Source organism: Methanococcus maripaludis (assembly GCF_013760955.1).
GTDB classification, from domain to species: domain Archaea; phylum AGJL01; class Methanococci; order Methanococcales; family Methanococcaceae; genus Methanococcus; species Methanococcus maripaludis_A.
Genome location: NZ_JACDUL010000002.1, coordinates 275265 through 299546, shown reverse-complemented (window position 1 = coordinate 299546; position 24282 = coordinate 275265). Strand labels below are relative to the sequence as shown.

The window sequence follows — 24282 nt, the reverse complement described above, 5'->3', positions numbered from 1 at the left end:
TTTTAAACTCTATGCTTATATAAAATTCAAATTGTCAAAGTATATCCAAAGACCCATATTTAAATTATCCGCTCGAAATAATTTCAAATCTGAATCAATCAAAAATAATTTTTTACAAAACCATAACAAAACGGAATTTATTAAAAATATTACCAATTTATTCTTTATTATTCACGATATTCTGTTTAAGCTATTTTTTGAAATATTATACTATTTTATAGTTTTTTAACATAAATTTATTTTATGAAAATGATATCGTGGAATGTAAACGGGATTCGTGCATGTTTGAAAAATGGTTTCATGGATTTTTTAGAGCGTGAAAGTCCAGATATAATGTGCATACAGGAGACAAAAGTGCAAAGTGGACAGGTCCAGCTTGGACTTGATGGTTATTTTCAATACTGGAATTATGCAGAAAAAAAGGGTTATTCTGGAACCGCAATTTTTACAAAAATAAAACCAAACAATGTTATTTTGGGAATAAAAAACACTGAACATGATGGTGAAGGCAGAGTACTTACCCTTGAATTTGACAAATACTATTTAATAAATGTTTACACCCCAAATTCACAACGGGGCCTTACAAGGCTCGAATATCGACAAAAATGGGATCAAGATTTTTTAAACTATATAAAAACGCTTGAAAATGAAAAACCCGTGATATTTTGTGGAGATTTAAATGTCGCACACAAAGAAATCGATTTAAAAAATCCTAAAAACAACGTAAAAAATGCAGGATTCACTCCAGAAGAAAGAATTGGGTTTGATAATATTGTAGATTCTGGATTTATAGATACATTTAGGGAATTTAACAAAGAACCGGATAATTACTCGTGGTGGAGCTACAGGTTCAATGCAAGATCAAAAAATATAGGCTGGAGGATTGATTATTTCTGCATTTCTAAAATTTTAAGGGATAATTTGAAAGATGCATTTATAATGTCGGAAGTTATGGGTTCAGACCACTGCCCTGTTGGAATCATATTTGAATAATATTTTAATTTCAGTTTTGTTTTTTTAATTTTCAAAGCATTTTATTTTAGATTTATTTTTAATATTTAAAATCGATAAGCTTTTTAAGCGAGACGGCATTACATTTAAGAGAACATTTTTGAAAAGGATTTTAGAAACAGTGATAATTATGAAAGATACTGTAATGGCATATTTACTTGAAAATTCGATTAAATTTAAGGGAAAACCAAATCCAAAAGCAGCAATGGGAAAAATTCTTGGAGAAAACCCCGATTTAAGAAGTAATGTTAAAGAATTAAATGAAGTTATTTCAGAAGTTGTAAAAGAAATAGAATCAATGTCTCTTGAAGAACAGCAGGCAAAATTGGATGAACTTGCTCCAGAAGGGCTCGGTCAAAAAACGGAAAGAAAAAGAAAAGAAATTGAACTAAAAAACGTTAAAGGAAATGTTGTAATGCGGTTTGCACCAAATCCTTCAGGACCTTTACATATAGGACACGCAAGAGCATCCGTATTAAACGACTTTTTCACAAAAAAATACAACGGAAAATTGGTTTTAAGGCTTGAAGATACCGATGCTAAAAGAGTTCTTCCAGAAGCTTATGAAATGATTCAAGAAGATTTAAAATGGCTTGGAGTAAAAGTCGACGAAGTAATTGTTCAGTCAGAAAGGCTTGAAATTTACTACGAATACGGTAGAAAATTAATTGAAATGGGGCACGCTTACGTTTGTGACTGTGATGCAGAAGAATTTAGAAATTTAAGAGAACAGGGAATTCCTTGCAAATGTAGGGATACAACTCCAGAAGAAAATATTGCATTATGGGAAAAAATGCTTGCTGGCGAGCTTGAAAACGTTGCAGTACGGTTAAAAACTGATATTGTACATAAAAACCCATCAATCAGGGATTTTCCAATATTTAGAATTGAAAGAACACCTCACCCTAAAAATGGAACAAAATATCATGTATATCCATTAATGAATCTTTCAGTAACTGTTGATGACCATTTGCTCGGTATGACGCACGTTTTAAGGGGAAAAGACCACATTGTAAACACCGAAAAACAGGAATATATTTACAACTACTTTGGATGGGAAATTCCGGAATACGTTCACTACGGAATTTTAAAAATCGAAGGACCTGTTTTAAGTACTTCAAAAATGCACGCAGGAATTTTAAGCGGAGAATACTCAGGCTGGGATGATGCAAGGCTTGGAACATTGAGGGCACTTAGAAAAAGAGGAATAAGGCCAGAAGCACTCTATAAATTAATGGTTGAAATTGGAATAAAACAAGCAGATGTTAGATTTGCATGGGAAAACCTCTATGCGGCAAATAAAGACATAATTGATAAAGATGCGAGAAGATTTTTCTTTGTCGAAAGTCCTAAAAAATTAGTAATTTCCGGTGCAGAAAGCAAAAAAATTGATCTTAGAATGCATCCTGATAGAAATGAACTTGGCAACAGGGAATTATTGTTTGATGGCGAGATATACGTTTCAGATGACCTTGAAGTTGGAACAATGTACCGATTAATGGAATTATTTAATATTGTTATTGAAAAAATTGAAAATGATGTTATATATGCAAAATATGACAGTGATGACCTTGCAGTTGCAAAAAGCAATAAAGCAAGTATTATACACTGGATTCCTGTAAAAGACAGCATTCCTGTAACCGTTATCGATGAAAATGCTGAAAAAATCGAAGGATTTGCAGAAAAAGATTTTGCAGTTGTAAACGAAGATGATTTTGTCCAGTTTGAAAGATTTGGATTTGTAAGGGTTGACGAAAAAGAAGACAATGGATACACCTGCTACTTAACCCACAAATAATTATAATATATAACTTATAACTTTTTTAAAGTATTTTTACACAATTTTATTTTAGATTTTTTATAATTTATAAAATGAAAAATTAATTAAAAAAACAGTGATTTCAAATGGAAAGTCAAAAAAATGTTTTAAAATTAGTTGTTGATTCAAAAATTGCTGGACACAAGTTAATCGATGTTTTACGGAATAATTTTGAACTTTCCAATAAAATGATAAAAAAGTTTGACAAAGAAAAGAAAATTTTTGTAAATTCAAAAAATATTTCCTTAAAATCAAAATTAAAAGAAAATGAAACTGTTTCTGTTGAAATTGATTGTGGAATCAATACTATTGATCCCGAAAACTTAGCCCTAAATATAATTTACGAAGATGACGATTTATTGATCGTCGATAAACCAAAAAATATGGTTGTTCACCCTACTAAAAATGTACTATCAAAAACACTTGCAAATGCAGTTTCAAATCACCAGAAAATAAATAATCAAAACTACAAAATAAGATTTGTAAACCGTCTTGATATGGACACCACTGGACTTTTAATCATTGCAAAAGATCCATATTCTCATCAACATCTTGCAAAACAGATGGATGAAGGAATTTTGGAAAAGATATATATTGCGGTAGTAAATGGGCATCTGGATTTAAAAGAAGGAATTATTGAAGATTCAATCGATTTAAATGACGACGGTATAAAAAGAGAATTATCTAATGTTGGAAAAATTTCTAAAACTAAATACAAAGTAATCGAAGAACTCAAAAATGCATCAATTCTTGAAATAAACTTACTTACCGGCAGAACTCACCAGATAAGGGTGCATTTATCAAATATTGGAAATCCAATAATAGGCGATGTTCTTTATGGGGAAATTTCCGATTTAATAAATAGGCAAGCTCTTCATTCGCATATTTTAAGCATTATTCATCCAATAACTAAAGAAAAAATGAAATTTTCATCAAATCTTCCCAAAGATATCGAAAATCTTATCGAAAATTTGAAAGATTAAATTTTTGTGTTGTGAGAAAAATGGTACTTTTAAAAAATGGAAAAATTGTGTCTGACAATAAGATAACTGAATCGGATATTTTAATCGAAGATGGGATAACTCAGAAAATTGAAAAAAATATTGATTATTCTGGCGAAATAATTGATTTAAAAGGAAATTATGTTTTTCCAGGTATGATCGATTCTCATGTTCATTTTCGCTGGGGAAATCCTGAAAAAGAAGATTTTGTTTCCGGAAGTGAAGCTGCAATTGCAGGGGGAATTGTTTATGCAATCGATATGCCAAACAACACGCCACCTGTAACGTCAAAAGAAATATTTTACAAAAAAATGAACGAAGGAAACGAAAAAAGCAAGATAAATTTATATTATGCTTATGGAGTTACTGAAAATAACTACTTAGAAACTGTTGAAGAAGCAAAAGTCTACAAAATATTCACGGTAAAGTCCGTTGGCGACCTTTTTATCAGCGATTATTCAAAATTAAGAGAAATTTTAGACCAAAATAAAATTTTTGCAATTCATGCAGAACATAAAAACATAATTTTAGAAAATTCCAAAAAATATCAATTAAATAGTTTTGAAAATCATTGTAAAATTAGAAGTCGAGAAAGTGAAATTGAAGCAGTTAAAGAAGTTTTAAATGTTTTAGAAAAAATCGATAATGAAAGTAAAAATAAACCGCACGTTCACTTCTGCCATATTTCAGTTAAAGAAGCACTGGATTTAATAAAAACTGCTAAAAAAACTTTTAAAAACGTTAAAATCACTGTTGAAGTTAGTCCTCACCATTTATTTTTAAATTGTGAAATGGCGGAAGATTTAAAGGGATTTGGAAAATTCAATCCTCCATTACGGGAAAAAGAAGATAATTTGGCACTTTTAAATGGAATTGTTGACGGAATAGTTAATATTGTTGCAACGGATCACGCACCACATTTAATCGATGAAAAATTAAATTCTGTTGAAAACTGCCCGTCAGGAATTCCAGGGATAGAAACAATGGTGCCATTGATTATGAATTTAGTAAATGAAGGAAAGATCTCGATTTTTGATGCGTACAGAGTTTTATCAAAAAATCCTTCAGAAATTTTCAAGATAAATAATAAAATTGAAGTTGGAAATAGCGCAAATATGAGTATCATCGATATGGATAAAAAATACAAGATATCTGCTAAAGATTTTAAATCAAAGGCTAAATTTACACCCTTCGAAGGAAAAACCGTTGAAGGAAAGCCCTTCGCAACATTGGTTAATGGGAAGATATATATATTATAATCTTTCTAAAACATATTATATAATGTAAAATTTAGAACGGTGGTAAATGTGACGTATAGGTCGGAACAGTCGGAAATAAAAGTCGAATCATTGTGTAAATTAAGTTCATTTGAATGTGTTGTTTTATTCCAGTGGTGGCAGTAATCACTGTGTAATTTGTTAGTGGACGCTATAGTCTGTTTAATTAGTATTTTTGCAGTTGTTATCAAGAATTTAAAGATATCAGTATAGTTAATATCAATATATCTAACAATACGGATTAATATAAAAATTCCAAGTATCGACTACACGGTTTATCAAGTTATTCAAGATTTAAATTTTAGAGGGTAATCATGGCTATAAATTTTAAAAAACAGGCAAATGCCATAAAAAATTTCGACAAAAACCCAATTATTGCGGAAATTAAGGTTCATTCTCCAAAATACGGCGATTTGTTGAAAGGACGATCTGAAATGGATATTTTAAGAATATATGAAGAAGCTGGAGCAGTTGGAATTTCATATATTACAGATAAGCAGTATTTCAACGGAAACTTTAATATTTTTAAAAAGATCTGTGAAAACACCGAGCTTCCAGTTTTAAGAAAAGATTTTCTAACAACAAAAGATGAAATCGAAAAAACAGCAAGTGCTGGGGGAAGCACCGTTTTAATAATTGCAAGATTATTGAAAGAAAAAACAGCAGAATTTGTAGATTTTGCACTTGAATGTGGGCTTGATACACTTGTTGAAGTACACAACAGGGAAGAAATTGAAATTGCCAAATCTACGAATACGACAATGATTGGAATAAACAATAGGGATATTTCAAAATTGGAACTCGATGATGGAACAGTTTCATTAACTGAAAAACTTGCAGATTTAATTCCAAAAGATAGGATACTTGTCAGTGAAAGTGGAATTGCCAATTTAACCGATTTAAAAACAGCATTAAAATACGCAGATGCTGCATTAATTGGAACATCATTCATGACAGCCGAAAACCAAAAAGAGTTCGTAAAAAGTTTTGTTGGGGGAAAATAATGTTAAACAAACTAATAGAACGAGAAAATTTATCATTTGAAGAATCATACGAATTATTCAACATGCTTTTAAATGAAAGTGAAATGAGAATAGCAGCTTATTTGGTGGCTTTACAGACAAAAGGAGTTACTGCTGACGAAATTGCAGGATTTGCAAAAGCAATGCGGGATAATGCAGTAAAGATTGATCTTGGGGAAGTTACCGACACTTGTGGAACTGGTGGAGATGGCTCAAAAACAATAAACGTGAGTACAGCAGTTTCAATAATTCTTTCATGTTTTACAAAAGTTGCAAAACACGGAAACGTTTCAATTACTTCAAAAAGTGGTTCTGCAAACGTTTACGAAGCATTGGGCTGTAAAATTCCAGAAACTCCTGAAGACGCGAAAAAATCAATGGATAAAACCAACTTTGCATTTTTATTTGCTCCAAAATACCACCCCGCACTCAAAAAAATAATGCCTGTCAGAAATGAACTGAAAGTAAAAACGATATTTAATATTTTAGGGCCTCTTGCGAATCCTGCAAACCCGAAATATCAGATACTTGGAGTAAACTCTCCAGATTTATTGGATAACGTTGCAATCGCGTTATCAAAAGTTGGAGGCATTAAAAAAGCGCTTGTATTATATGGTGATGGACTTGACGAGTTAACTCCAAATGGAACTTCGAAGATAACAGAATATAATGGTAAATTTGAAACTTATGAAGTAACTCCAAAGGACTTTGGATTAGATTACGCAAAAATAATGCCTTGTGAAAGCCCCGATGAAAGTGCAAAAAGATTAATCGATGTATTTTCTGGAAAACTTAATGAAGATAGGAATTTTATATTGATGAATGCTGCGGCAGCACTTTATACTTCTGAAAATGCTTCCGATTTCTTAGATGGTGTTGAAATTGCAAAAGAAGCGATCGAATCCGGAAAAGTTCTCAAAAAACTTGAGGAGATAAGAAATGTATAAATTGGATTATGTAAACCCGTTAAAACTTTACGGAGTTTTAAGGGATGAGGGAAAATATCCCGTAATGCTCGAATCGAGAGCTAAAGGACAGATCAATGCAAGGTATACGTATATTTCTTCAAATCCCGAATATATGCTCAGAATTGGAAATAAAACCAAAATGGACAATGAAACGATTTCAAAAGAAAGCAATCCATTTAAAGCTTTAAAAGAAAATTTCAAAATAACTCAGAAAGGAGATAGGTTTACCGGCGGATATGTTGGGTACGTTGCATATGACTGTATTCACAACTACATTGGCGGAAAAATCGAGGAACCATCAGTATTTGGGTATTATGACCATATGTATGTTTACGATCATGTAACGAGAAATTTTTATTACCATTCAGAAAATAACAACCCAGAAGAATTAAGAAATGCTGAATACATTGTAGAAAAAGCAAAAAATTTCAAAATCGAAGAAGAAGACGGAGGAATTGAAGTTTTAGGGTGTGATGCAGACCTGGATGATTACGTAAAAATGGTCGAAAAAACTAAGGAGTATATCTATTCGGGGGACGCATTTCAGGTCGTTCCTTCAAGAGAATATCGATTAAAAAATGAATTTTCCGCATTCCAACTTTACAGGAATCTCAGAAACGTTAATCCAAGCCCATACATGTTTTTGCTTGAGTTTGACAAGGATGTTGTTGGGGCATCTCCAGAAACAATGGCTTCAGTTCAAAATAATATATTAAAAGTAAATCCGATTGCAGGAACAGCTCCAATTGGAAAAACTGAAACTGAAACTAAAAAGCTTGCAGAATCGCTTTTAAAAGATGAAAAAGAGCGAGCAGAACACATGATGCTTGTTGACCTTGCAAGAAATGACGTTAGAAAGGTTTCGAAATCCGGAAGTATTGTACTTGAAAGATTTTTTGACGTTGTAAGATACAGCCACGTTCAGCACATAGAAAGCGAAGTTCTTGGAACATTAAAAGACAATTCAACAATATTTGATGCAATAGAGGCAGCATTTCCTGCAGGAACATTAACCGGAGCTCCGAAATTCAGAGCAATGGAAATTATTGATGAAATAGAAAAATCAAGAAGAAAAATCTACGGCGGGGCTGTCGGATACTTCTCAAACAGCGGAAATGCAGACCTTGCAATTGGAATCAGAATGGCAGAAATTGACAGTGTCTGTCGAGTTAGAGCAGGCGGGGGAGTTGTAGCTGATTCCGTGCCTGAAAACGAATACTACGAAACAGAGCGGAAAATGGCTGCAATGATGAAAGCACTGGGTGTTCAAAATGATTGTGATAATAGATAATAAAGATTCGTTTGTATGGAATTTGGCAGATTATGCATCGATTTATGATTCTGTAAAAGTTGTTCCAAATACAATTTCGATTGAAGAGTTAAAAAAATTGAATCCTGATGGAATAATTATCTCACCAGGGCCGGGAGCACCTGAAAATAAAAGGGACGTTGAAAACTGTCCAGAAATCATAAAAAATATGGATGTGCCAGTTCTTGGAGTATGTCTTGGTCATCAGACTATTGCACACATATTTGGTGGAAAAGTTGGAAGAATTCCTCCAGTTCATGGAAAATCGAGTTTGATAACGCATGATTCAAAAGGGATCTTTAAAGATGTGAAAAATCCATTTACTGCTGGAAGATACCATTCTTTGGCAGTTTTAGAAGTTCCAGAAAATTTCACTGTTACTGCAACAACGGACGATGGAATCGTCATGGGATTAAGGCACAATGATATACCAATTGAGGGAGTTCAATTTCACCCTGAAAGTGTTTTAACGGAATTTGAAGAAAAAGAAGGGCTAAAAATTATTGAAAATTTTGTAAAATTTGCAAAAAATTATAAATCTTCGAAAAAATAATTAAGTGAGAAATCATGTTCATAAAAATTTGCGGAATAAAAACCCCAGAAGAACTCGAAATTGTTGAAAGTTACGGCAACGCTACGGGGGTAATTTTGGAGTGTGCTTCAAAAAGAAGAATAGGTCTTGAAACAGCAAAAAATCTTGTAAATTTATCGAATATTCCGGTATTTGCAGTTTCAACAACGTCGGAAGTTTTGGTATGGGAAAATATTATTAAATTAACCAATACGAATTACTTGCAGATGCATTCAGATATCGACCAAAAAACAATAGATTTCATAAAAAATGAGTACGGATGCTTTATTATGAAATCATTTAAAATCCCTGAAACAAGTGAATCACCTGAAATAGATGCAGAAAAAATTATTTCCGATATTGAAACTTATGAAGTTGATAGAATTTTATTAGATACTGGAAAAGGGTGTGGCCAGACTCACGACCACAGGATAAGCCAGATAATTGCAAAAAAATTTGACATTATCCTTGCAGGTGGACTCGATCCAGATAACGTATTTGATATTGTAAAAAATGTAAAACCGTTTGGAGTTGACGTTTCAAGCGGAGTTGAAGCTAATAATTCAAAGGATGAAGAATTGATAAAAAGATTTTGTGAAAATGTAAAATCGGTGAAATTATGACGTGTGAAGGATACTTTGGAGAATTTGGTGGGCAGTATATCCCGGAAGTTTTGATGCCCGCAATCGATGAGCTTAAAGAAGCATATTCTGAGTTAAAAGATGACGAAGAATTTCAAAATGAGCTTTCCTACTATTTGAAAAATTATGCAGGACGTGAAACACCGCTTTACTATGCAGAAAATCTGACCAAAAAGCTCGGCGGTGCAAAAATCTATCTAAAAAGAGAGGATTTACTTCACGGTGGAGCCCATAAAACTAACAACACAATTGGCCAGGCATTACTTGCTAAAAGAATGGGTAAAACAAGAATAATTGCAGAAACTGGTGCAGGACAGCACGGTGTTGGAACTTCAATGGCAGGGGCATTGTTTGGCCTTGAAACCGAAATTTTCATGGGAAGACTTGATACTGAAAGGCAACAGCCAAACGTTTTTCGAATGAAACTTCTCGGTGCAAAGGTAACTCCTGTTGACACGGGTTCAAAAGTTTTAAAAGATGCTGTAAACGAAGCAATGAGAAACTGGACTGCAACATTTGAAAATACGCACTATTTAATTGGAACTGTTATGGGTCCGCATCCATTCCCAACGATTGTTAGGGATTTCCAGTCCGTAATCGGAAAAGAAGTTAAAAAACAAATTATGGAACAAGAAGGAAGATTACCAGATCACTTAGTAGCATGCATTGGCGGTGGAAGTAACGCACTTGGTTTATTCCATGCATTTATTCAAGATAAAGACGTTAGAATGGTTGGAATTGAAGCTGCGGGAAAAGGGCTCAATACAAGTCTTCACGGAGCATCCATTTCAAAAGGAAAGAAAGGGGTTCTTCACGGAATGCTTTCATACTTCTTACAGGATGAAGACGGTCAAATCGAAGAAGCATACAGTATTTCAGCAGGACTCGATTATCCTGGAATCGGCCCAGAACACGCATATTTACACGACTCTGGAAGAGCAGAATATGCATCAGCAACCGATGATCAGGCATTAAATGCATTTATGGAACTTACAAGAAGTGAAGGTATAATTCCAGCTTTGGAATCATCACACGCGGTAGCTTATGCGATTGAAAATGCAGGAAACATGGATAAAGATGAAATAATGGTCATAAACCTTTCGGGAAGGGGCGACAAGGATTTAAACACCGTAATCGACATCATGCAAAAAAGAGGGATGTAAATGAATAAGCCAGTTTTAGTCAGTTTTTTAGTATCTGGAGATCCAAATCCCGATGCAACATTGAAATTCATGAAAGCACTCGATAAATATTCCGGAGTAATCGAACTTGGAATTCCATTTAGCGACCCTGTTGCAGATGGGCCAACAATCCAGGCAGCAGACGTACGGGCACTTTCAAACGGATTTAAAATTGCCAAATCATTTGAAGTATTGAAAGAATTTAGAAAAGAGTCAGATACTCCCGTAATTTTGATGACCTACTACAATCCCGTATTTAAAAGGGGAATTGAAACATTTGTAATGCAGGCAAAAGAAGCCGGTGCAAATGGACTTATTATTGTTGATTTGCCATTACAAGAAGCAACAGAATATCGAGAAATCTGTAAAAAACACGAAATGGGGACCGTATTTCTTGCAGCGCCAAACACTCCAGAAGAACGCTTAAAAATATCTGATGAAGCAAGTACTGAATTTTTGTACCTTATTTCGACATTTGGAATAACTGGTGCAAGAGAATCTTTCGAACAGATGACATTTGATTTTATCAAAAGAGCAAGAACAACCTGCAAGGGAAAAATTTGTGTTGGATTTGGAATTTCAAAAGGAAGTCATGCAGAAAGTTTGATTGAACAGGGTGCGGATGGAGTAATTGTTGGAAGTGCTTTTGTAGATATTATTAAAAATTACGGCGATTCAGAAGAAGCCCTTGTTAAACTAGAAGAACTTGCAAAAGAATTAAGCGAAGGAATCGAAAAAGGATACGAAAAAAGAAATAAATAATTAAAAACAATTAAAAAAACTTATCCAGGGTAACCTGCCTTTGATTGCTTTTTAAAATCTTACTTTTTGTTTCATAGTCTTTCATCGGGACATCGAGGTATTTTTTTATTTCAAGAAGTGCTGATTTTAAATCATTAAATTTACCAAGTCTATTTTCCATTGCAAGTTTTACCCCGGTTCTAATTTGCCATACTCCAACTGGCGCATAGTATTCTGGAGTAATTTCTCTAAATACGAGTATTTTTGATTGTTTTTTTCTTTTTTTAAGATATTCTAAAATGCTGAGCCTTGCAGCGTAAAACGCACCCGTTATTTCATCAGCGTATCCTTTCATTCCAGTAATATCTTCAAAGTCCCCTAAAATCTGGTAATTTTCACCGCTGAATAATGATCCTTTAAGCCATACTTCAAGCATTTCAAATGCGTACATATCAGGAATTAAAAGCACTGCATACCGATTCCCGAGGAAATTTTTATAATAAACTTCATAATCGTTAATTTGATTATTTTCTAAAATCTTTTTCTTTACATACTTTCCAAGCAAATCCTGTGCAGCAGTAATGCTCCATTTAGTTGGAACAAGCTTTTTATTTATTCCAAGAAGCCCTGTTGAAAGAAGTTTTATGATGTAGTATTCATCAAAACCAGAGTCGTATAATGAAATCATCCCTTCATTCGCCTTTAAATCATCATTTACAATATAATCGGATTTTCGAGGGATTTTCGGGTTTTCTGCAAGTCTGAATTTCAGCATGCTTTCTCTTGGGCCTACGGGGGGCGTAAATCCGCCAGTTATCAATTCGAGTTTTGGCGCTTTTTTAAGTTCGATTTCACTATCAACTGGTTTATTTGCCATTGCAAGTTCCTGAATATTATTCAAAAAATTTGAATTTTTGTTGACAGATACATTTGCATTAGTTTCGCCCATAACAAGCATTGAACGGTATTCCATGATTTCTGGGATCGTAACATTTTCCCATTTGCTTGGATCATCCATAAAAGAAGTATCCCCTTCTACGGGGGGAACCATTGGCCCAATTCTGACATTCGGGTATCCAAATTCTCCAACAAAAACAGAAGGCGGTGACGCTCCAAAAATATCCTTTTTATTTATTCTGGATTCAACTGCCTTTGCAACCCTGAATTTTTCAAGTATCGGGCACCTTGGCCTTCCACAAAGCAGTTTTCTACCCTTGCAAAGAGCGCATGTTTTTGACCGGAAAAGTTCCATAAAATCCCTTTGAAATTTTAAATTATAATTTTCAGATTTATCGAAATATCTGGGCTTTTTTTATAAATAATCTTTAGGTATTCAAGAATTTAAACTTATTTTAGATTTTTTGTAAACTTTGAAAGATTTAGATGTATTTGATTGATTTTACAAAGATATATAAGCTAATCTGACCAAACGTATAATCTTAACTTCAAAACAGAAGGCGATTCTAATGAATATCATTTATATTTTGATAGTGGGTTTAATTATCGGCTATTTATTTAAGAGCAAATTTGAAAAAATCGATTTATCAAAACCGATAAATCTCGCACTCCTTCTTTTGATATTTTTTATGGGTGTGGAATCTGGAAAAGTTGATTTAAATGCATTTTCAACGTTTGTAGTTTCAATGGAATTTTCAATTATCGTAATGGTCACAAGCCTCCTTACAGCAGTATTTTTAGGGGGTAGATTTAGATGAATTTTACAGTTTTAGTTTTAATCGCCCTAATTTTGGGATTTATTGTTGGAAAAATATATAGAATAGAGTTTGGAAACATGTACGAGATAATGCTCTATATCCAGATTTTGATAATTGGAATTGATCTTGGAAAAAGCAGTGGCCTTAGAGGCGTTAAAAAAGTTGGAAAATTTGGGATATTACTTCCTTTATTTACAATTATCGGGTCATTAATTGGCGGGATAATCGCATCAATCGTTTTAAATATTCCTTTAAAATATGCACTCGCAATTGCATCAGGAATGGGCTGGTACAGTCTTTGCGGCCCAATTTTGGCAGAATATTCTACAATTTATGGAGTAATGGGATTTTTGGTAAATCTTGCAAGGGAAGTTTTAACAATTATCGGCTATTCATTCGTGATAAAAAAGTTTCCAAAAGATATGGCAATTACTATTGGTGGTGGAACCAGTATGGATTCGACACTTCCCATAATTGTTAAATTTGGTGGAAAAGACATAATGATTCTTTCATTTGTTCACGGGTTTATACTGACGCTTTTAATTCCATTTATAACACCGTTTATATTAATGCTCCCTATTTAAACTATATTTTGAAATGGGGAATATAACCAAATTTTAAATTTTCAAAAAAGCCTATGTTATTTTAAAAATTAGAAAAAGGAAAAAATGTTTATATTATTCTTCTTCAGGTGTAACGTGATTTCCGCTTATATCATTTACTTCTTCATCAAGGGAAATGTCATTGGGCACAAATTCTTTCTCCAAGTCGGGCCACCAACTTGTGAAATACCAGTAGCCATTATCCAGTACCGTATTTGCATGTATTTTGTTGCCGTCACAATCGCAACTCAGTGCTAAGATTCCCCCACCCCCGTAACATCCGAGGTTATTATTACAGACATCATTGTTAATTATTTTATTTTCATCAGACCCGCACAGTAATGCTATTCCATGGTAACAGCCAGTCACATTATTTTTTTCTATCATGCAGTTTGTGGCATTTTGAAGTACTATTCCAGCAAGTTGGCAAGATATTGTCGTATCTCTTACAGTTGCCCCCTTACAATCTATTAAATATACTCCAAAACTGTCACCACTGATACAGTATCCGTTTCCATCAAATGTAACATCATCTGAAGTAATTATAATAGGCCCAGTTATATCATTCATTAAAAGATATTTCCCAGAATCATTTATTTCGCCTGAAGAATTTATGTATCTAGTATTGCCTTGATCCCCCGTAGGAGCAGCGCTTACGGCAACTAAGCTCATCATTACTGCGAGAGCCAAAGCTATTAATGGTTTATAACTAATCTTAATCATTTTTAATTCACCCCCGTGGTTACAATTAGATTTATCCGTTTTATAATATTTAAAATTAATTAAAAAACGTTTATAACACTTTAATAGTTTAATAACTAATTTATAACATTATTTATTAAAAAATAAAAAAATATAATGTATATTTGTATAAAATACGCGGTTTAAACATAAATTTGGTAAAAAAAGTGCAATAAAATAGATTTTCAATTATAATTATTATTAATCTTAAAATTTAAAGTAATCAGTTATTACGTAATTTTTAGGTGGGATTAACGTTTAAATTTTAAAAGGGGCATATAGTATCAAAAATTAATTATAGTATTTTAAAAATATTATTTTTTAGGGGTTTTTGGAGGGGTTGTTGTGCACAAATATATTGCAGCAATATCCATAATTTTTACAATTATTTTTGCAGGATGCCAAATGGAATCACCTGTTGACACATCTACGAATTTTGAAGCGCAAAACGAAGCAACGGTTTTAATCGAAGATTTTTCATATAAACCTTCAAGCATAACTGTGAGAGTTGGGGCAACAGTTATTTGGATTCAAAAAGATAGTGTGAGGCATAGTGTAACATCAAATGAAGGAGTATTTGATTCAGGACTTCTTTCAAAAGGAATTTCTTGGAATTATACATTCAATGAAGCAGGAACTTATGATTATTATTGCATACCACATCCATACATGAAAGGAACTGTCGAAGTGGTAGAATGATGCCAGAAACTGCATTTAAACTGGTTTATTATACGGGATTTACTAATTTTTTATTTATTATTCTAATACTGTTATCTTGCAGATGCAGAAATTCACTGCCAAAATCTATTATTAATCTAAAAATTTACAGGATAATTTTTAAATATCACTGCCACTACTGGGTTTTATTTTTAATTTCAGTAATAATACACTCTTACGGGGTATATTCAATGAGATAATTGGGGGATAAATTATGGATAAAAAGTTTTTTGAATGCAAAGTTTGCGGGGATATTCACTGGGGTAAAAAAGCTCCAAATCCATGTCCTACGTGCATGACCAAAGATTCATATGTTGAAATTACAAAAGAAGAACTTCCAAAAAAACTTGGAATGTAGTATTTGTTTTCGGATTTTTATTTTTTATTTTTTAATTTTAAATTAAATTTTTTAGTAAATTTTATATACCTCAATGTTAACAATATCTAACATTGAGTTAGAAATAATTAACATAATGTTTGAAATAAATAACAGTAATTTATGGTGATTATGTATGTTTGGAAAACCAGAATGGTTTGAGAGAAGAAAGTATGGTGGTTGGGGACTTCACCCAAAAACATGGCAGGGCTGGCTTTATATTGCGGTAATGATCCTACCATATATAATATTTCAATCGCTTCCTTACTGGGATGAAACAACAAGAACTTACGTTACAGTAGTGTGGGTTTTATTTTTACTGCTTGATATAGGGCATATCATGGTTAATTTAGATAAAGATGAGCGAGAATCTAAAATAGAAGCAATATCTGAGAGAAATGCTGCATGGGCAATGGTTTTAGTTTTAGTTGCGGGAATAATGTATCAATCTATTACAAGTGCATTAAACCAAATTTTTCATGTCGACTGGTTTTTAATTGCAGCTTTATTTGGCGGAATGATTGTAAAAACGATTTCAAATTATTATTTGGAAAAATCTGAACTTTAGGTGATTACATGGACAGTAGATTTAAAAATAGAGTTAGTTTAGGATTTTTAATAATGCTTTTTGGAATATTTATCGAATATGTGTTTCATGTTAGCAATTTAATAACTGCGATTTTGATAAATGCAGGGGTTATTTTAATAATTTATAATTTATATTATCACATAAAATACTGTGAAGTTCCTTCAAAAGACGAAAGAATCCGAAAGATTGCAAACGCGGGACTTGCATACTCATGGGTTTTGACATTTTTAGTAATGAATCTGATATTTTGGGTAGATTACTTTAACTGGTTTGAAATAACTGTTGCGCAAGTAATTGGGATAATTTATTTTGTAATGCTGATTAGCGCACTTTTATTTCAGCAATATTTTAAACGACAGGGCGATGTCGAATGAAAACAAGAATAAAGGAATATCGGGCAAAGTACGACATGACTCAGGAAGAACTTGGAAAACTTGTTGGGGTTAGGAGAGAAACGATAAGTTTTCTCGAAAAAGGAAAATATAATCCTTCCTTAAAACTTGCCCATTTAATATCAAAAGCGCTGAATGCAACAATAGACGAACTGTTCATTTTTGAAAATGATGAATAAAATTAAAAAAAGTTTATCGAAATAGTATTAAAATAAAAAGAAAGGCATCAGCAGATCATAAAATGGCTCATCACAAGTTCAGCCGGGGATAACATCATCATTTGCCTTAATTTTTTAAATATACTGCCCAAGAATTCCAATAACTTCATTTTGAAGTTCTTTTTCATCAATTGGATCCATTTCGATATAAGAATTTGCAATAATATAAAATGGCATTTCGTTCTTTTCAATTGTTGATATATATATGTATTCATCGCCAGATTTTATGCTTGTTTTTTCAACATTTCCCATAATTTTATTCAATGTTTGGAAAACACCACTGTACTGACCAGCAACTTCTTCCGGGTCTTTTAATGTGGAAATAATCGTTAAACCTTCCTCGTTAACCACAGTAACGTCCAAAAGATCGTGTGAAAGGGCAAGTTCTAAAAGATCATAGGTGTCGGATGCTTTTTCAGGATTTTTTGAAACTGCATGGGTTTTCAATTTTTGAAGTCCCTCAATTACTTCAAGTTCAAGCAAGTCCTGTTCTTCTTTTTTGGTATTTTTTTCGTCTTTTTTCATTTTAATTAGTGTGTAGTATGAACCAAAAAGTCCCGCACCAAGTGAAACTGTAAACAAACTCAAATTTTCCATTCTTAGACCCCTTTGGATATTTTATCGTTTATTTTAATTTTTGAAGTCCTTTTATTACTTCATCTTTTAATTCTTCGCATTTTTTAGTTTTTTCTTTCTTCTTTTTTCGTAAGGATAATCTTAAAATTAAGAAAGAACATATAAAACCCATCCCCGTAGATATTGCGAACAGGTAGATGTTGTTCATAAAAGCCCTCTGTTGGATTATGGGTATTACTATAATATCAAAAATATTTAATTATTTTTATCGGTACTTGCTATAAGAGGTAGTGAATTTTTCAACAGTAATATTTAAAAATTCAATTTCGACATTGTTCATGGTTAAAATTTCACTAATTTCTTTTTTAATTTTATCCGTATTTAAGCTTCCTTTTATAAATCCAAGCAATTTTTTAGGAACTACAACTATTGAACACTTACATTTATTCCCATTATCTTGATTTAGCGACATATGAACTTCAAATTCAGATATATCGTTTACATTTTCCAAATATTCATATATTCCGCGTTCAATTTTTTCTTTCAATTGTTCAGATTCTGTTTTCTTCTTCTCTGAATGTTTAGTTTTTATTTTATTGAGTTCTTTTTCAAGATCTATCTCGTATTTATTTACTGAATAGTTCGGTTCTGGTTTCTCGGATTTTTGATTAATTATGGTTATTTCTGGTATTATGTCAATTACATATGAATCAAAAATGTTTGTAATGTCTTTTTTAATTATTTTTGGATCTACGGCAGATTTTACCCCGTATTCTCCATCTGATGTTGTATTTATGAAGCATTTAGCAATAAATTCGCCTTCATCACTATATTCTATCGAAAGTTCGCTGTCAAATTGTAAGGCATTGGTACTTTCTTCAAGATACTTGTTTATTTTTTCCAAAAGTTCGCTTTCTATTGCATTTATTTCTGTTTTCGACGGTTCAAAGATCTCTTCAAGAAGATCTTCAATCATTTCATCATCAGGAGTCCTTAAACCTAATTTTTTCATCAATTCTTCTCTTGAAATCTCTTCTTCAACTTCTACGGCCTCTCCTTCATCAAGATCTTCTTCAATTTCAATTTCTTCAACTTTTGGAACATAATTTGGAACTTCTGCTTTTTTCTCAGTTTTTACAGGTTCTGATATTTTGTTTGAAAGTACTGATTCAGGGTATTCTTCAACAAAATAATCCAATTTCGATTTGCTGTATTCATAAACATCAATTGCAGCATTGTCATCTTCTTCAACAAGACGATTAATAATTTCAAAGGCAATGTCTCCAAAAGTTAATTTATTTTCCGCCTGATAAACTGCAGCAATCGGGGAACGTCCATCGTATGTAATATACCCCCTTAGATAGTTTCCATCACTCTTTTTGAAGAGTTCTACAAGTGTATATCTTCCAAAATATTTTTCAAAATCGCCAGAAGCTCCCAATTTTATTGGACTACCTTCTGGAACTGATATTCTTGTATCGTTTGCAATCATTACTTTCTTTTTTTCTACAACGCTTTTTTTAACGGGTTTTTCTGTAGAAAATAATTTTGCATCTGAATTTTGCATCATGGATAACATGGAATCAGTATATGAAAAAATATCAACAATAGCACCAAGATCTGCCATTTTCATGGCGTTTAAAATAGCATCATTCCCGAAAAATTCCCCTTCGTATTCAGAATATCCAGCAATAATTTTCTTATCCTTTAAAAAAAGATGGCTTTCTTTAAATTGTCCGTTACTTTTCAAAGAGAGTCGAATATGCCCTAAAAAATCATCCGGAAGTTCATCAAAAAGTTCTTTATAATTCGATCCCATTTTCACAAATTTTCCTTCAATAATGTCCATTTTATCCCCTTTTAATTCTTTTCGAGATATTTGAAGCAATAAGTCCTGCGAAAACGCCGGCTCCAAACCCATTATCGATATTTACAACCACAAGTCCAGGACTGCATGAATGAAGCATTGTAAGTAGGGGTGTCAGTTTATAACCGTAACCAACAGAGGTGGGGACGCCAATTACTGGAATATCGACAAGAGATGAAATTACTGATGGAAGTGCTCCTTCCATACCTGCAACAGCGATAATGCAACATACATCTTCTTCAATCATGTTTTTGACTGGAGTAAATAACCTGTGTATTCCTGCAATTCCTACATCGTAATTTTTTATTACTTCACAGCCCATTATTTTTGCAGATTCGGCTGCTTCTTCGGCTATGGGAATATCTGAAGTTCCTGCTGCAAGTATCCCGATTTTTTCAGTTTTTTCAACTTCAAATCCTTGTTTTTTTAAAACAGCAGTTCTTCCAAGCTCGTTTATTTCTAGAATTAGATCAGTTTCGTCTTTAAAATATTTTTTAAGTTCTTCAGTGTCATTTACTCTCGTTGCAAGAGCAATGTTATTTTTAAAAGCTAGTTCTTTTAAAATTTTAGCTACATCCTCACAACGTTTTCCTTCAGCATAAATTACTTCTGGAATCCCGGTTCTGAGTTTTCTGTTGGTATCAAGTTTACAAAAGCCGCCTAATTCATCAAAATAATTTAATTTTAATTTTTTTTCGGCTTCTTCCAAACTTAAATTTCCGGTTTTAAATTTTTCGAGGATATCTTTCATAATGTCATCTGCAATCTAAAAACTATCTCACTTATGTCCTGTTGTAATATATATTTTTTAATCTTTAATTTTTCAATAAATAACTATTAAACTCTCTGCCATGAAATATCGTTTTCATCGAAAAATTCGACGTATTTTCTTTTATCTTCTCCGTACAAGCCTTTCCAGTCGATTCCTACAAAATCAAATTCCTGTTTCGAAATTAACTGATTCAATATATTTTCAGAGAGTTTTGCATGTTTTGGAGTTAAATATCCAACGTAATATTCTTCCCTTAACGCAAGTTTCGTAAATTTTGGAGAATAATGCCCTCCGCCGATTCCAATTATTTTTTCTTTTTCTTCGTATTCGGAATTTTGAATTGAGTTCAATGTATCAATTAAGGAGTTTGTAATAATTTCTGCAGCATCATCGATCTGCCACTGTTCTTCACTGCTTCCAATTTCTACAAATGCAGACGGGGTTTTTAAATCCGTTGGGCCATGGTGCAAAACTTCAAAACTTACTTCAAAGCCAAGTTCTTTGTATTCTTCCATTTCATTGTATTTATTTATATTTTGGAGCATCAATGTATTGAATACTGGGTTGCAGGGAGAAATTTCTTCAGGATTTCCGCCATGAGAATTATCTTCGGTTAAATTTCCGGGAGTATGTACTGTAAGTGTTGGTTTTTTGCTTTCACTTGCATGTTTTGATAAAAATATGTACATTTCAGAGTCTGGAAAATCTGAAAAATTTGATTGAGTTGACTTTTTTTCAAGTTCAAATACGTTGTAGCCGTAATTTTGAACATGTTTTTTAATGTTTTGACTTGCAGGGTCGGTTTTTGAAGAAATAAATAAGTAATCCATTTTAATCGCCTAATTTCGTTTGCCAATTTTTGTTATTTTAAAATTGCAGACTTCGGTATTTATAGTTTCTTTATTTTTATTCTGCGGATAGTTGTACCAAAAATAATCATTTAAAAAGATGCTCTAAAAGATACCAATTGAAAATATGAAATTAATTTAAAATGATTATTATGTTAAAATTTTAGAAAACTGATATCCGTACTCTATATATACCCCGTATTCTATAGTTAAAACGAAATATTATTTAATTCACAATTTAAAGTTGCGAATTTGTAAATTATGATTTTTGTTTTAAGTCTGCATTTGTTATAATTATAAACTGTGGTGATTCAATGGCTGAAGATACTAACGTGGTTGTCGAAGAAAGCTTATTTGACGAATTTAAAGAACACTCAATTTCAGAGTTTTTTAGAAAAAACAGACATATGCTCGGTTACAGTGGTAGATTAAGGAGTATGACTACGATCGTACACGAACTTGTAACAAACAGCCTTGACGCATGTGAAGAATCTGAAATTCTTCCTGAAATTGCGGTTGAAATTAAAAAAATAGGTTCTGAAACATTTGGAGTTAATATTGAGGATAATGGGCCAGGTATTCCTCCAGAATTTGTTCCAAAAGTATTTGGTAAGATGCTTGCAGGGTCAAAATTACACAGATTGGTTCAATCAAGAGGTCAGCAGGGTATCGGTGCTGCAGGTGTTTTGTTATTTGCACAGATGACCACAGGAAAACCATTAAAAATCACAACTTCAACTGGAAACGGTACTATTCATGAAATGGAAATTAAAATGAGTATTGAGAGAAACGAAGGGGATGTTGTTTCACACAAAACCAGAGAAGGATTCTGGAGAGGAACTAGGGTTGAAGGAGAATTTAAGGACGTTACCTACAACAGAAGAGAACAAGGGCCATTTGAATACTTAAGACGAATCAGCCTTTCAGCCCCACACGCTAAAATTACCTTGGAAGACCCTGAAGAAACAATCGTTTTCGAAAGAACGGTAAACGATATTCCAGAAAGACCTGAAGTAATGAAACCTCACCCATATGGTTTAACAACTGATGAATTACTTCACATTTCTAGAATAACCGATTCTTCAAGAGTTTCAAGCATGTTAAATAGTGAACTCTCAAGAGTTACCATGAAAAGAATTAAGGAACTTGAAGAGTACGTTTTAAGAGATACTCTTCTTGAAAACTACCGTTCAAGTGTATTCTGGGATACAATTGTAGGATGTTATTTAAACTTTGATTTCACGAAATACTTTGATATATATGGCCATTATTTTGATAAGAAAGAAATTGAGGATGTAAAGCAGCTTATAAACGGACTTCCTGAAGGTTTGGGTGAATTAAAAACCTACTGTATGAAGTACCTTGTAACGCAGTACTTAGTTCAAAAATTGGATGACGAAGAATTAAAAGAGCAAAAAAACCACTTCAAGAAAAAACCTGAAAATTTCATGGAATACATGGAGAAAAAATATTTAAATGCTTCATTACTCGATGAATTCAGAAGGAAATTAAAAAACATTACAAAATCACCCGAAGAATTTGTAAAATCCCTTGTAGACCTTGCAATGGTTTCAGATACCGAGCTTGAAAAATACCGAAAAGCAATTAGGGATCTCTTAAAGAAAAATCCAAAAGAAATGACATGGAAAGATTCTGAGATTATCGTAAACGTTTTACAGGATATGGATTTCATGGCACCTTCAACAGTTGGTTTAAGGCCAATTGGTGAAGAAAACATTGAAAAATCACTCAACACTCTTGAACCAGAATTTTTAAAGACCTTAACAAGAAAACCTAAAACTTACAAAGGGGGAATTCCTTTCGCAGTTGAAGTCGGTCTTGCATACGGTGGAGAAGCTGGAAGAAGTGGGGATGAATCCAAAAAAATGGAAATCATGAGATTTTCAAACCACGTTCCATTATTATTTGATACATCGGGTTGTGGTTTAACAAATGCTGTTAAAAGCGTTAACTGGAGAAGGTATGGCCTTAGAAGTGACGAAGATGCGCCAGTTACTGTATTTGTAAATCTTATTTCAACGCACATCCCATATACTTCAGCAGGAAAACAAGCAATTGCATCAAGTAATGAAGAAAATGAGGAAATTTTTAATGAAATAAGACAGTCATTAATGATCTGTGCAAGAGAACTCGAAAAACACATTTCAAAAATCAGAAGAGAAAAAGAAGAAGAGCAGAAGAAAAAATATGTTATGAAATACGCGGTAATCTTTGCAGAAGGACTTGCAAGTATTACTGGAAGACCAAAAGAAGAGATCGAAGCAAACGTTGTTAATTTGCTTAGATAATTACCTTTTTTTTTAAATTATTCTATTTCCTTTTTAAAATTTAAAATTTTTAAAAATCCACTAATTTCATTTAAAAAATTAATTATATCCGTTTTTTCATAAATTAATTAAACTTTTTTTGGGGGATGTTATGTTATCGAAGGGGGCGGTTATCGACAAATTACGGTCTTATAAACCATGCAACAATTGTAACGGGCCAATTTCTAAAACAATTTCATTAGCTGATTTAAAACGCAATGAACGAAAAAGAAAATGTGATTGCGGACATTCTCAATTAGATGATGTGATGCTTGATGTGTTAAATTTAATGGTTGAATTTGATGAATTTCAAAATAATGATTTAAACGCTGTAACTTTGAGGGATGCTGGAACTCCGCTTGTAGAAATTGGATATCCTTTAAAATATTTGCCTGTCGTGTCTAACGATGAATTAATTGTGATGAAAGATGTATCAAAACCTTGTGCAAAGGAAATATTAAAAATACCTGAAGTTAAAGGGGTTATTTCAAATAGTTCAAAAAATACGGAACTTAGTCGTGCAGATGATTCGGGTGAGGTAAATTCTCTCATTGCGGGAGACGATTTTCGATGCGATATTTTTGTTTTAAAATCAATTATGGATTGTGTAGTTATCTGTAAAAACCAGTCAAAAGTCCATATCGAATTTCCAAGGCCATTTAATCCAAAGATTGCAAAAATTGATCGATTAAATCTTAACGGAAAAGTCGTGATCGATGGATTCTGCGGTTCAGGTACGTTGGGGCTAGCAGCACTAAAAAAAGGTGCGAAAAAGGTTATATTTTCAGACATAAACCCCCACGCATTAAAAGATGTTATATATAACTTGAAACTAAACTTCTCAAAAGAAGTGTTTGAAAGAATTGAAATCATTAATTCAGACTTTTTAAATCTAAATGTTACTGGAGACATCTGTTTTGTAGATTTATTTCCACACGTGAACAGAGAACCTTTTTTAAATAAAGCAAAAACAATTTCTAAACAAGTAGTACTTATTTAAA

27 protein-coding genes are annotated in these 24282 nt (G+C 32.7%); 20 read left to right on the top strand and 7 right to left on the bottom strand.

Features of this window, described 5'->3' with window-relative positions; genetic code table 11:
* Positions 1-243: 243 nt before the first annotated feature.
* From HNP90_RS04435 to trpA, 11 genes are all read left to right on the top strand, one after another.
* Positions 244-993 (top strand): exodeoxyribonuclease III, encoded by a 750-nt coding sequence (locus tag HNP90_RS04435; RefSeq protein ID WP_011976661.1) that lies wholly within the window; start codon positions 244-246, stop codon positions 991-993.
* A gap of 148 nt (positions 994-1141) precedes the next feature.
* Entirely contained in the window at positions 1142-2809 is a 1668-nt protein-coding gene (locus tag HNP90_RS04430) for a glutamate--tRNA ligase (RefSeq protein WP_011976660.1), read from the top strand.
* Between the two features lie 107 nt (positions 2810-2916).
* Entirely contained in the window at positions 2917-3813 is an 897-nt protein-coding gene (locus tag HNP90_RS04425) for an RluA family pseudouridine synthase (RefSeq protein ID WP_011976659.1), read from the top strand.
* Positions 3814-3833: 20 nt separating this feature from the next.
* Complete coding sequence (pyrC, locus tag HNP90_RS04420) at positions 3834-5090, top strand: dihydroorotase (RefSeq protein ID WP_011976658.1); 1257 nt, start codon at positions 3834-3836, stop codon at positions 5088-5090.
* A 332-nt stretch (positions 5091-5422) separates the two neighbouring features.
* Complete coding sequence (gene trpC, locus HNP90_RS04415) at positions 5423-6112, top strand: indole-3-glycerol phosphate synthase TrpC (RefSeq protein WP_011976657.1); 690 nt, start codon at positions 5423-5425, stop codon at positions 6110-6112.
* Positions 6112-7077: an anthranilate phosphoribosyltransferase gene (trpD, locus tag HNP90_RS04410; protein WP_011976656.1), complete on the top strand. Its 966-nt coding sequence runs from the start codon at positions 6112-6114 to the stop codon at positions 7075-7077. Before trpC ends, trpD begins: the two co-directional genes overlap by 1 nt.
* A complete protein-coding gene (locus HNP90_RS04405; RefSeq protein WP_011976655.1) occupies positions 7070-8389 on the top strand; it encodes an anthranilate synthase component I in 1320 nt (439 codons plus the stop codon). Before trpD ends, HNP90_RS04405 begins: the two co-directional genes overlap by 8 nt.
* The gene (locus HNP90_RS04400) at positions 8370-8960 is read left to right on the top strand and encodes an aminodeoxychorismate/anthranilate synthase component II (RefSeq protein ID WP_011976654.1); all 591 of its coding nucleotides are present in this window, start codon (positions 8370-8372) and stop codon (positions 8958-8960) included. Before HNP90_RS04405 ends, HNP90_RS04400 begins: the two co-directional genes overlap by 20 nt.
* 14 nt (positions 8961-8974) lie before the next feature.
* Entirely contained in the window at positions 8975-9601 is a 627-nt protein-coding gene (locus HNP90_RS04395) for a phosphoribosylanthranilate isomerase (RefSeq protein ID WP_011976653.1), read from the top strand.
* Positions 9598-10782, top strand: a complete 1185-nt coding sequence (gene trpB / locus HNP90_RS04390; RefSeq protein ID WP_011976652.1) for a tryptophan synthase subunit beta — start codon at positions 9598-9600, stop codon at positions 10780-10782. The genes HNP90_RS04395 and trpB overlap by 4 nt, the downstream gene beginning before the upstream one ends.
* The gene (gene trpA / locus HNP90_RS04385; protein WP_011976651.1) at positions 10783-11562 is read left to right on the top strand and encodes a tryptophan synthase subunit alpha; all 780 of its coding nucleotides are present in this window, start codon (positions 10783-10785) and stop codon (positions 11560-11562) included. It abuts the gene before it with no gap.
* 10 nt (positions 11563-11572) lie between these two features.
* Here the strand turns inward: trpA and HNP90_RS04380 are convergent, their stop codons facing one another.
* Positions 11573-12793 (bottom strand): Nre family DNA repair protein, encoded by a 1221-nt coding sequence (locus tag HNP90_RS04380; protein ID WP_011976650.1) that lies wholly within the window; start codon positions 12791-12793, stop codon positions 11573-11575.
* Between the two features lie 214 nt (positions 12794-13007).
* Between HNP90_RS04380 and HNP90_RS04375 the strand changes: the two genes are divergently transcribed.
* Positions 13008-13256, top strand: a complete 249-nt coding sequence (locus tag HNP90_RS04375) for a hypothetical protein (protein WP_011976649.1) — start codon at positions 13008-13010, stop codon at positions 13254-13256.
* Complete coding sequence (locus HNP90_RS04370) at positions 13253-13840, top strand: LysO family transporter (RefSeq protein ID WP_011976648.1); 588 nt, start codon at positions 13253-13255, stop codon at positions 13838-13840. The genes HNP90_RS04375 and HNP90_RS04370 overlap by 4 nt, the downstream gene beginning before the upstream one ends.
* Before the next feature lie 93 nt (positions 13841-13933).
* Here the strand turns inward: HNP90_RS04370 and HNP90_RS04365 are convergent, their stop codons facing one another.
* Positions 13934-14581: a NosD domain-containing protein gene (locus HNP90_RS04365; RefSeq protein ID WP_011976647.1), complete on the bottom strand. Its 648-nt coding sequence runs from the start codon at positions 14579-14581 to the stop codon at positions 13934-13936.
* A gap of 363 nt (positions 14582-14944) precedes the next feature.
* Here HNP90_RS04365 and HNP90_RS04360 point away from each other — a divergent pair, with 363 nt between their 5' ends.
* From HNP90_RS04360 to HNP90_RS04340, 5 genes are all read left to right on the top strand, one after another.
* The gene (locus tag HNP90_RS04360; RefSeq protein WP_048060402.1) at positions 14945-15298 is read left to right on the top strand and encodes a cupredoxin domain-containing protein; all 354 of its coding nucleotides are present in this window, start codon (positions 14945-14947) and stop codon (positions 15296-15298) included.
* 232 nt (positions 15299-15530) lie between these two features.
* On the top strand, positions 15531-15674 hold the full coding sequence (locus tag HNP90_RS04355) for a rubredoxin-like domain-containing protein (protein WP_011976645.1): 144 nt from the start codon (positions 15531-15533) through the stop codon (positions 15672-15674).
* 154 nt (positions 15675-15828) lie between these two features.
* Entirely contained in the window at positions 15829-16260 is a 432-nt protein-coding gene (locus tag HNP90_RS04350) for a hypothetical protein (protein WP_011976644.1), read from the top strand.
* Between the two features lie 8 nt (positions 16261-16268).
* Complete coding sequence (locus HNP90_RS04345) at positions 16269-16655, top strand: hypothetical protein (protein WP_011976643.1); 387 nt, start codon at positions 16269-16271, stop codon at positions 16653-16655.
* A complete protein-coding gene (locus HNP90_RS04340) occupies positions 16652-16852 on the top strand; it encodes a helix-turn-helix transcriptional regulator (RefSeq protein WP_011976642.1) in 201 nt (66 codons plus the stop codon). Before HNP90_RS04345 ends, HNP90_RS04340 begins: the two co-directional genes overlap by 4 nt.
* A 114-nt stretch (positions 16853-16966) precedes the next feature.
* Here the strand turns inward: HNP90_RS04340 and HNP90_RS04335 are convergent, their stop codons facing one another.
* The 5 genes from HNP90_RS04335 to HNP90_RS04315 all read right to left on the bottom strand — a co-directional run bounded on the left by HNP90_RS04335 (position 16967) and on the right by HNP90_RS04315 (position 20936).
* Positions 16967-17488 (bottom strand): hypothetical protein, encoded by a 522-nt coding sequence (locus HNP90_RS04335; RefSeq protein ID WP_011976641.1) that lies wholly within the window; start codon positions 17486-17488, stop codon positions 16967-16969.
* Positions 17489-17516: 28 nt separating this feature from the next.
* The gene (locus HNP90_RS04330) at positions 17517-17675 is read right to left on the bottom strand and encodes a hypothetical protein (RefSeq protein ID WP_181486638.1); all 159 of its coding nucleotides are present in this window, start codon (positions 17673-17675) and stop codon (positions 17517-17519) included.
* 57 nt (positions 17676-17732) lie between these two features.
* Positions 17733-19316, bottom strand: a complete 1584-nt coding sequence (locus HNP90_RS04325; RefSeq protein WP_011976640.1) for a DUF2226 domain-containing protein — start codon at positions 19314-19316, stop codon at positions 17733-17735.
* A gap of 1 nt (position 19317) precedes the next feature.
* Entirely contained in the window at positions 19318-20085 is a 768-nt protein-coding gene (gene larB, locus HNP90_RS04320; protein WP_011976639.1) for a nickel pincer cofactor biosynthesis protein LarB, read from the bottom strand.
* Positions 20086-20171: 86 nt separating this feature from the next.
* Positions 20172-20936 carry a D-aminoacyl-tRNA deacylase gene (locus tag HNP90_RS04315; RefSeq protein ID WP_011976638.1) on the bottom strand — a complete coding sequence of 255 codons (765 nt, stop codon included), beginning with the start codon at positions 20934-20936 and terminating at the stop codon, positions 20172-20174.
* Between the two features lie 332 nt (positions 20937-21268).
* On the opposite strand from HNP90_RS04315, the gene HNP90_RS04310 reads away from it, so the two are divergent.
* Together HNP90_RS04310 and HNP90_RS04305 are read left to right on the top strand one after the other, a co-directional pair.
* Complete coding sequence (locus HNP90_RS04310; RefSeq protein WP_011976637.1) at positions 21269-23263, top strand: DNA topoisomerase VI subunit B; 1995 nt, start codon at positions 21269-21271, stop codon at positions 23261-23263.
* A gap of 130 nt (positions 23264-23393) precedes the next feature.
* Entirely contained in the window at positions 23394-24281 is an 888-nt protein-coding gene (locus tag HNP90_RS04305) for a 50S ribosomal protein L11 methyltransferase (protein ID WP_011976636.1), read from the top strand.
* Position 24282: the final 1 nt, after the last annotated feature.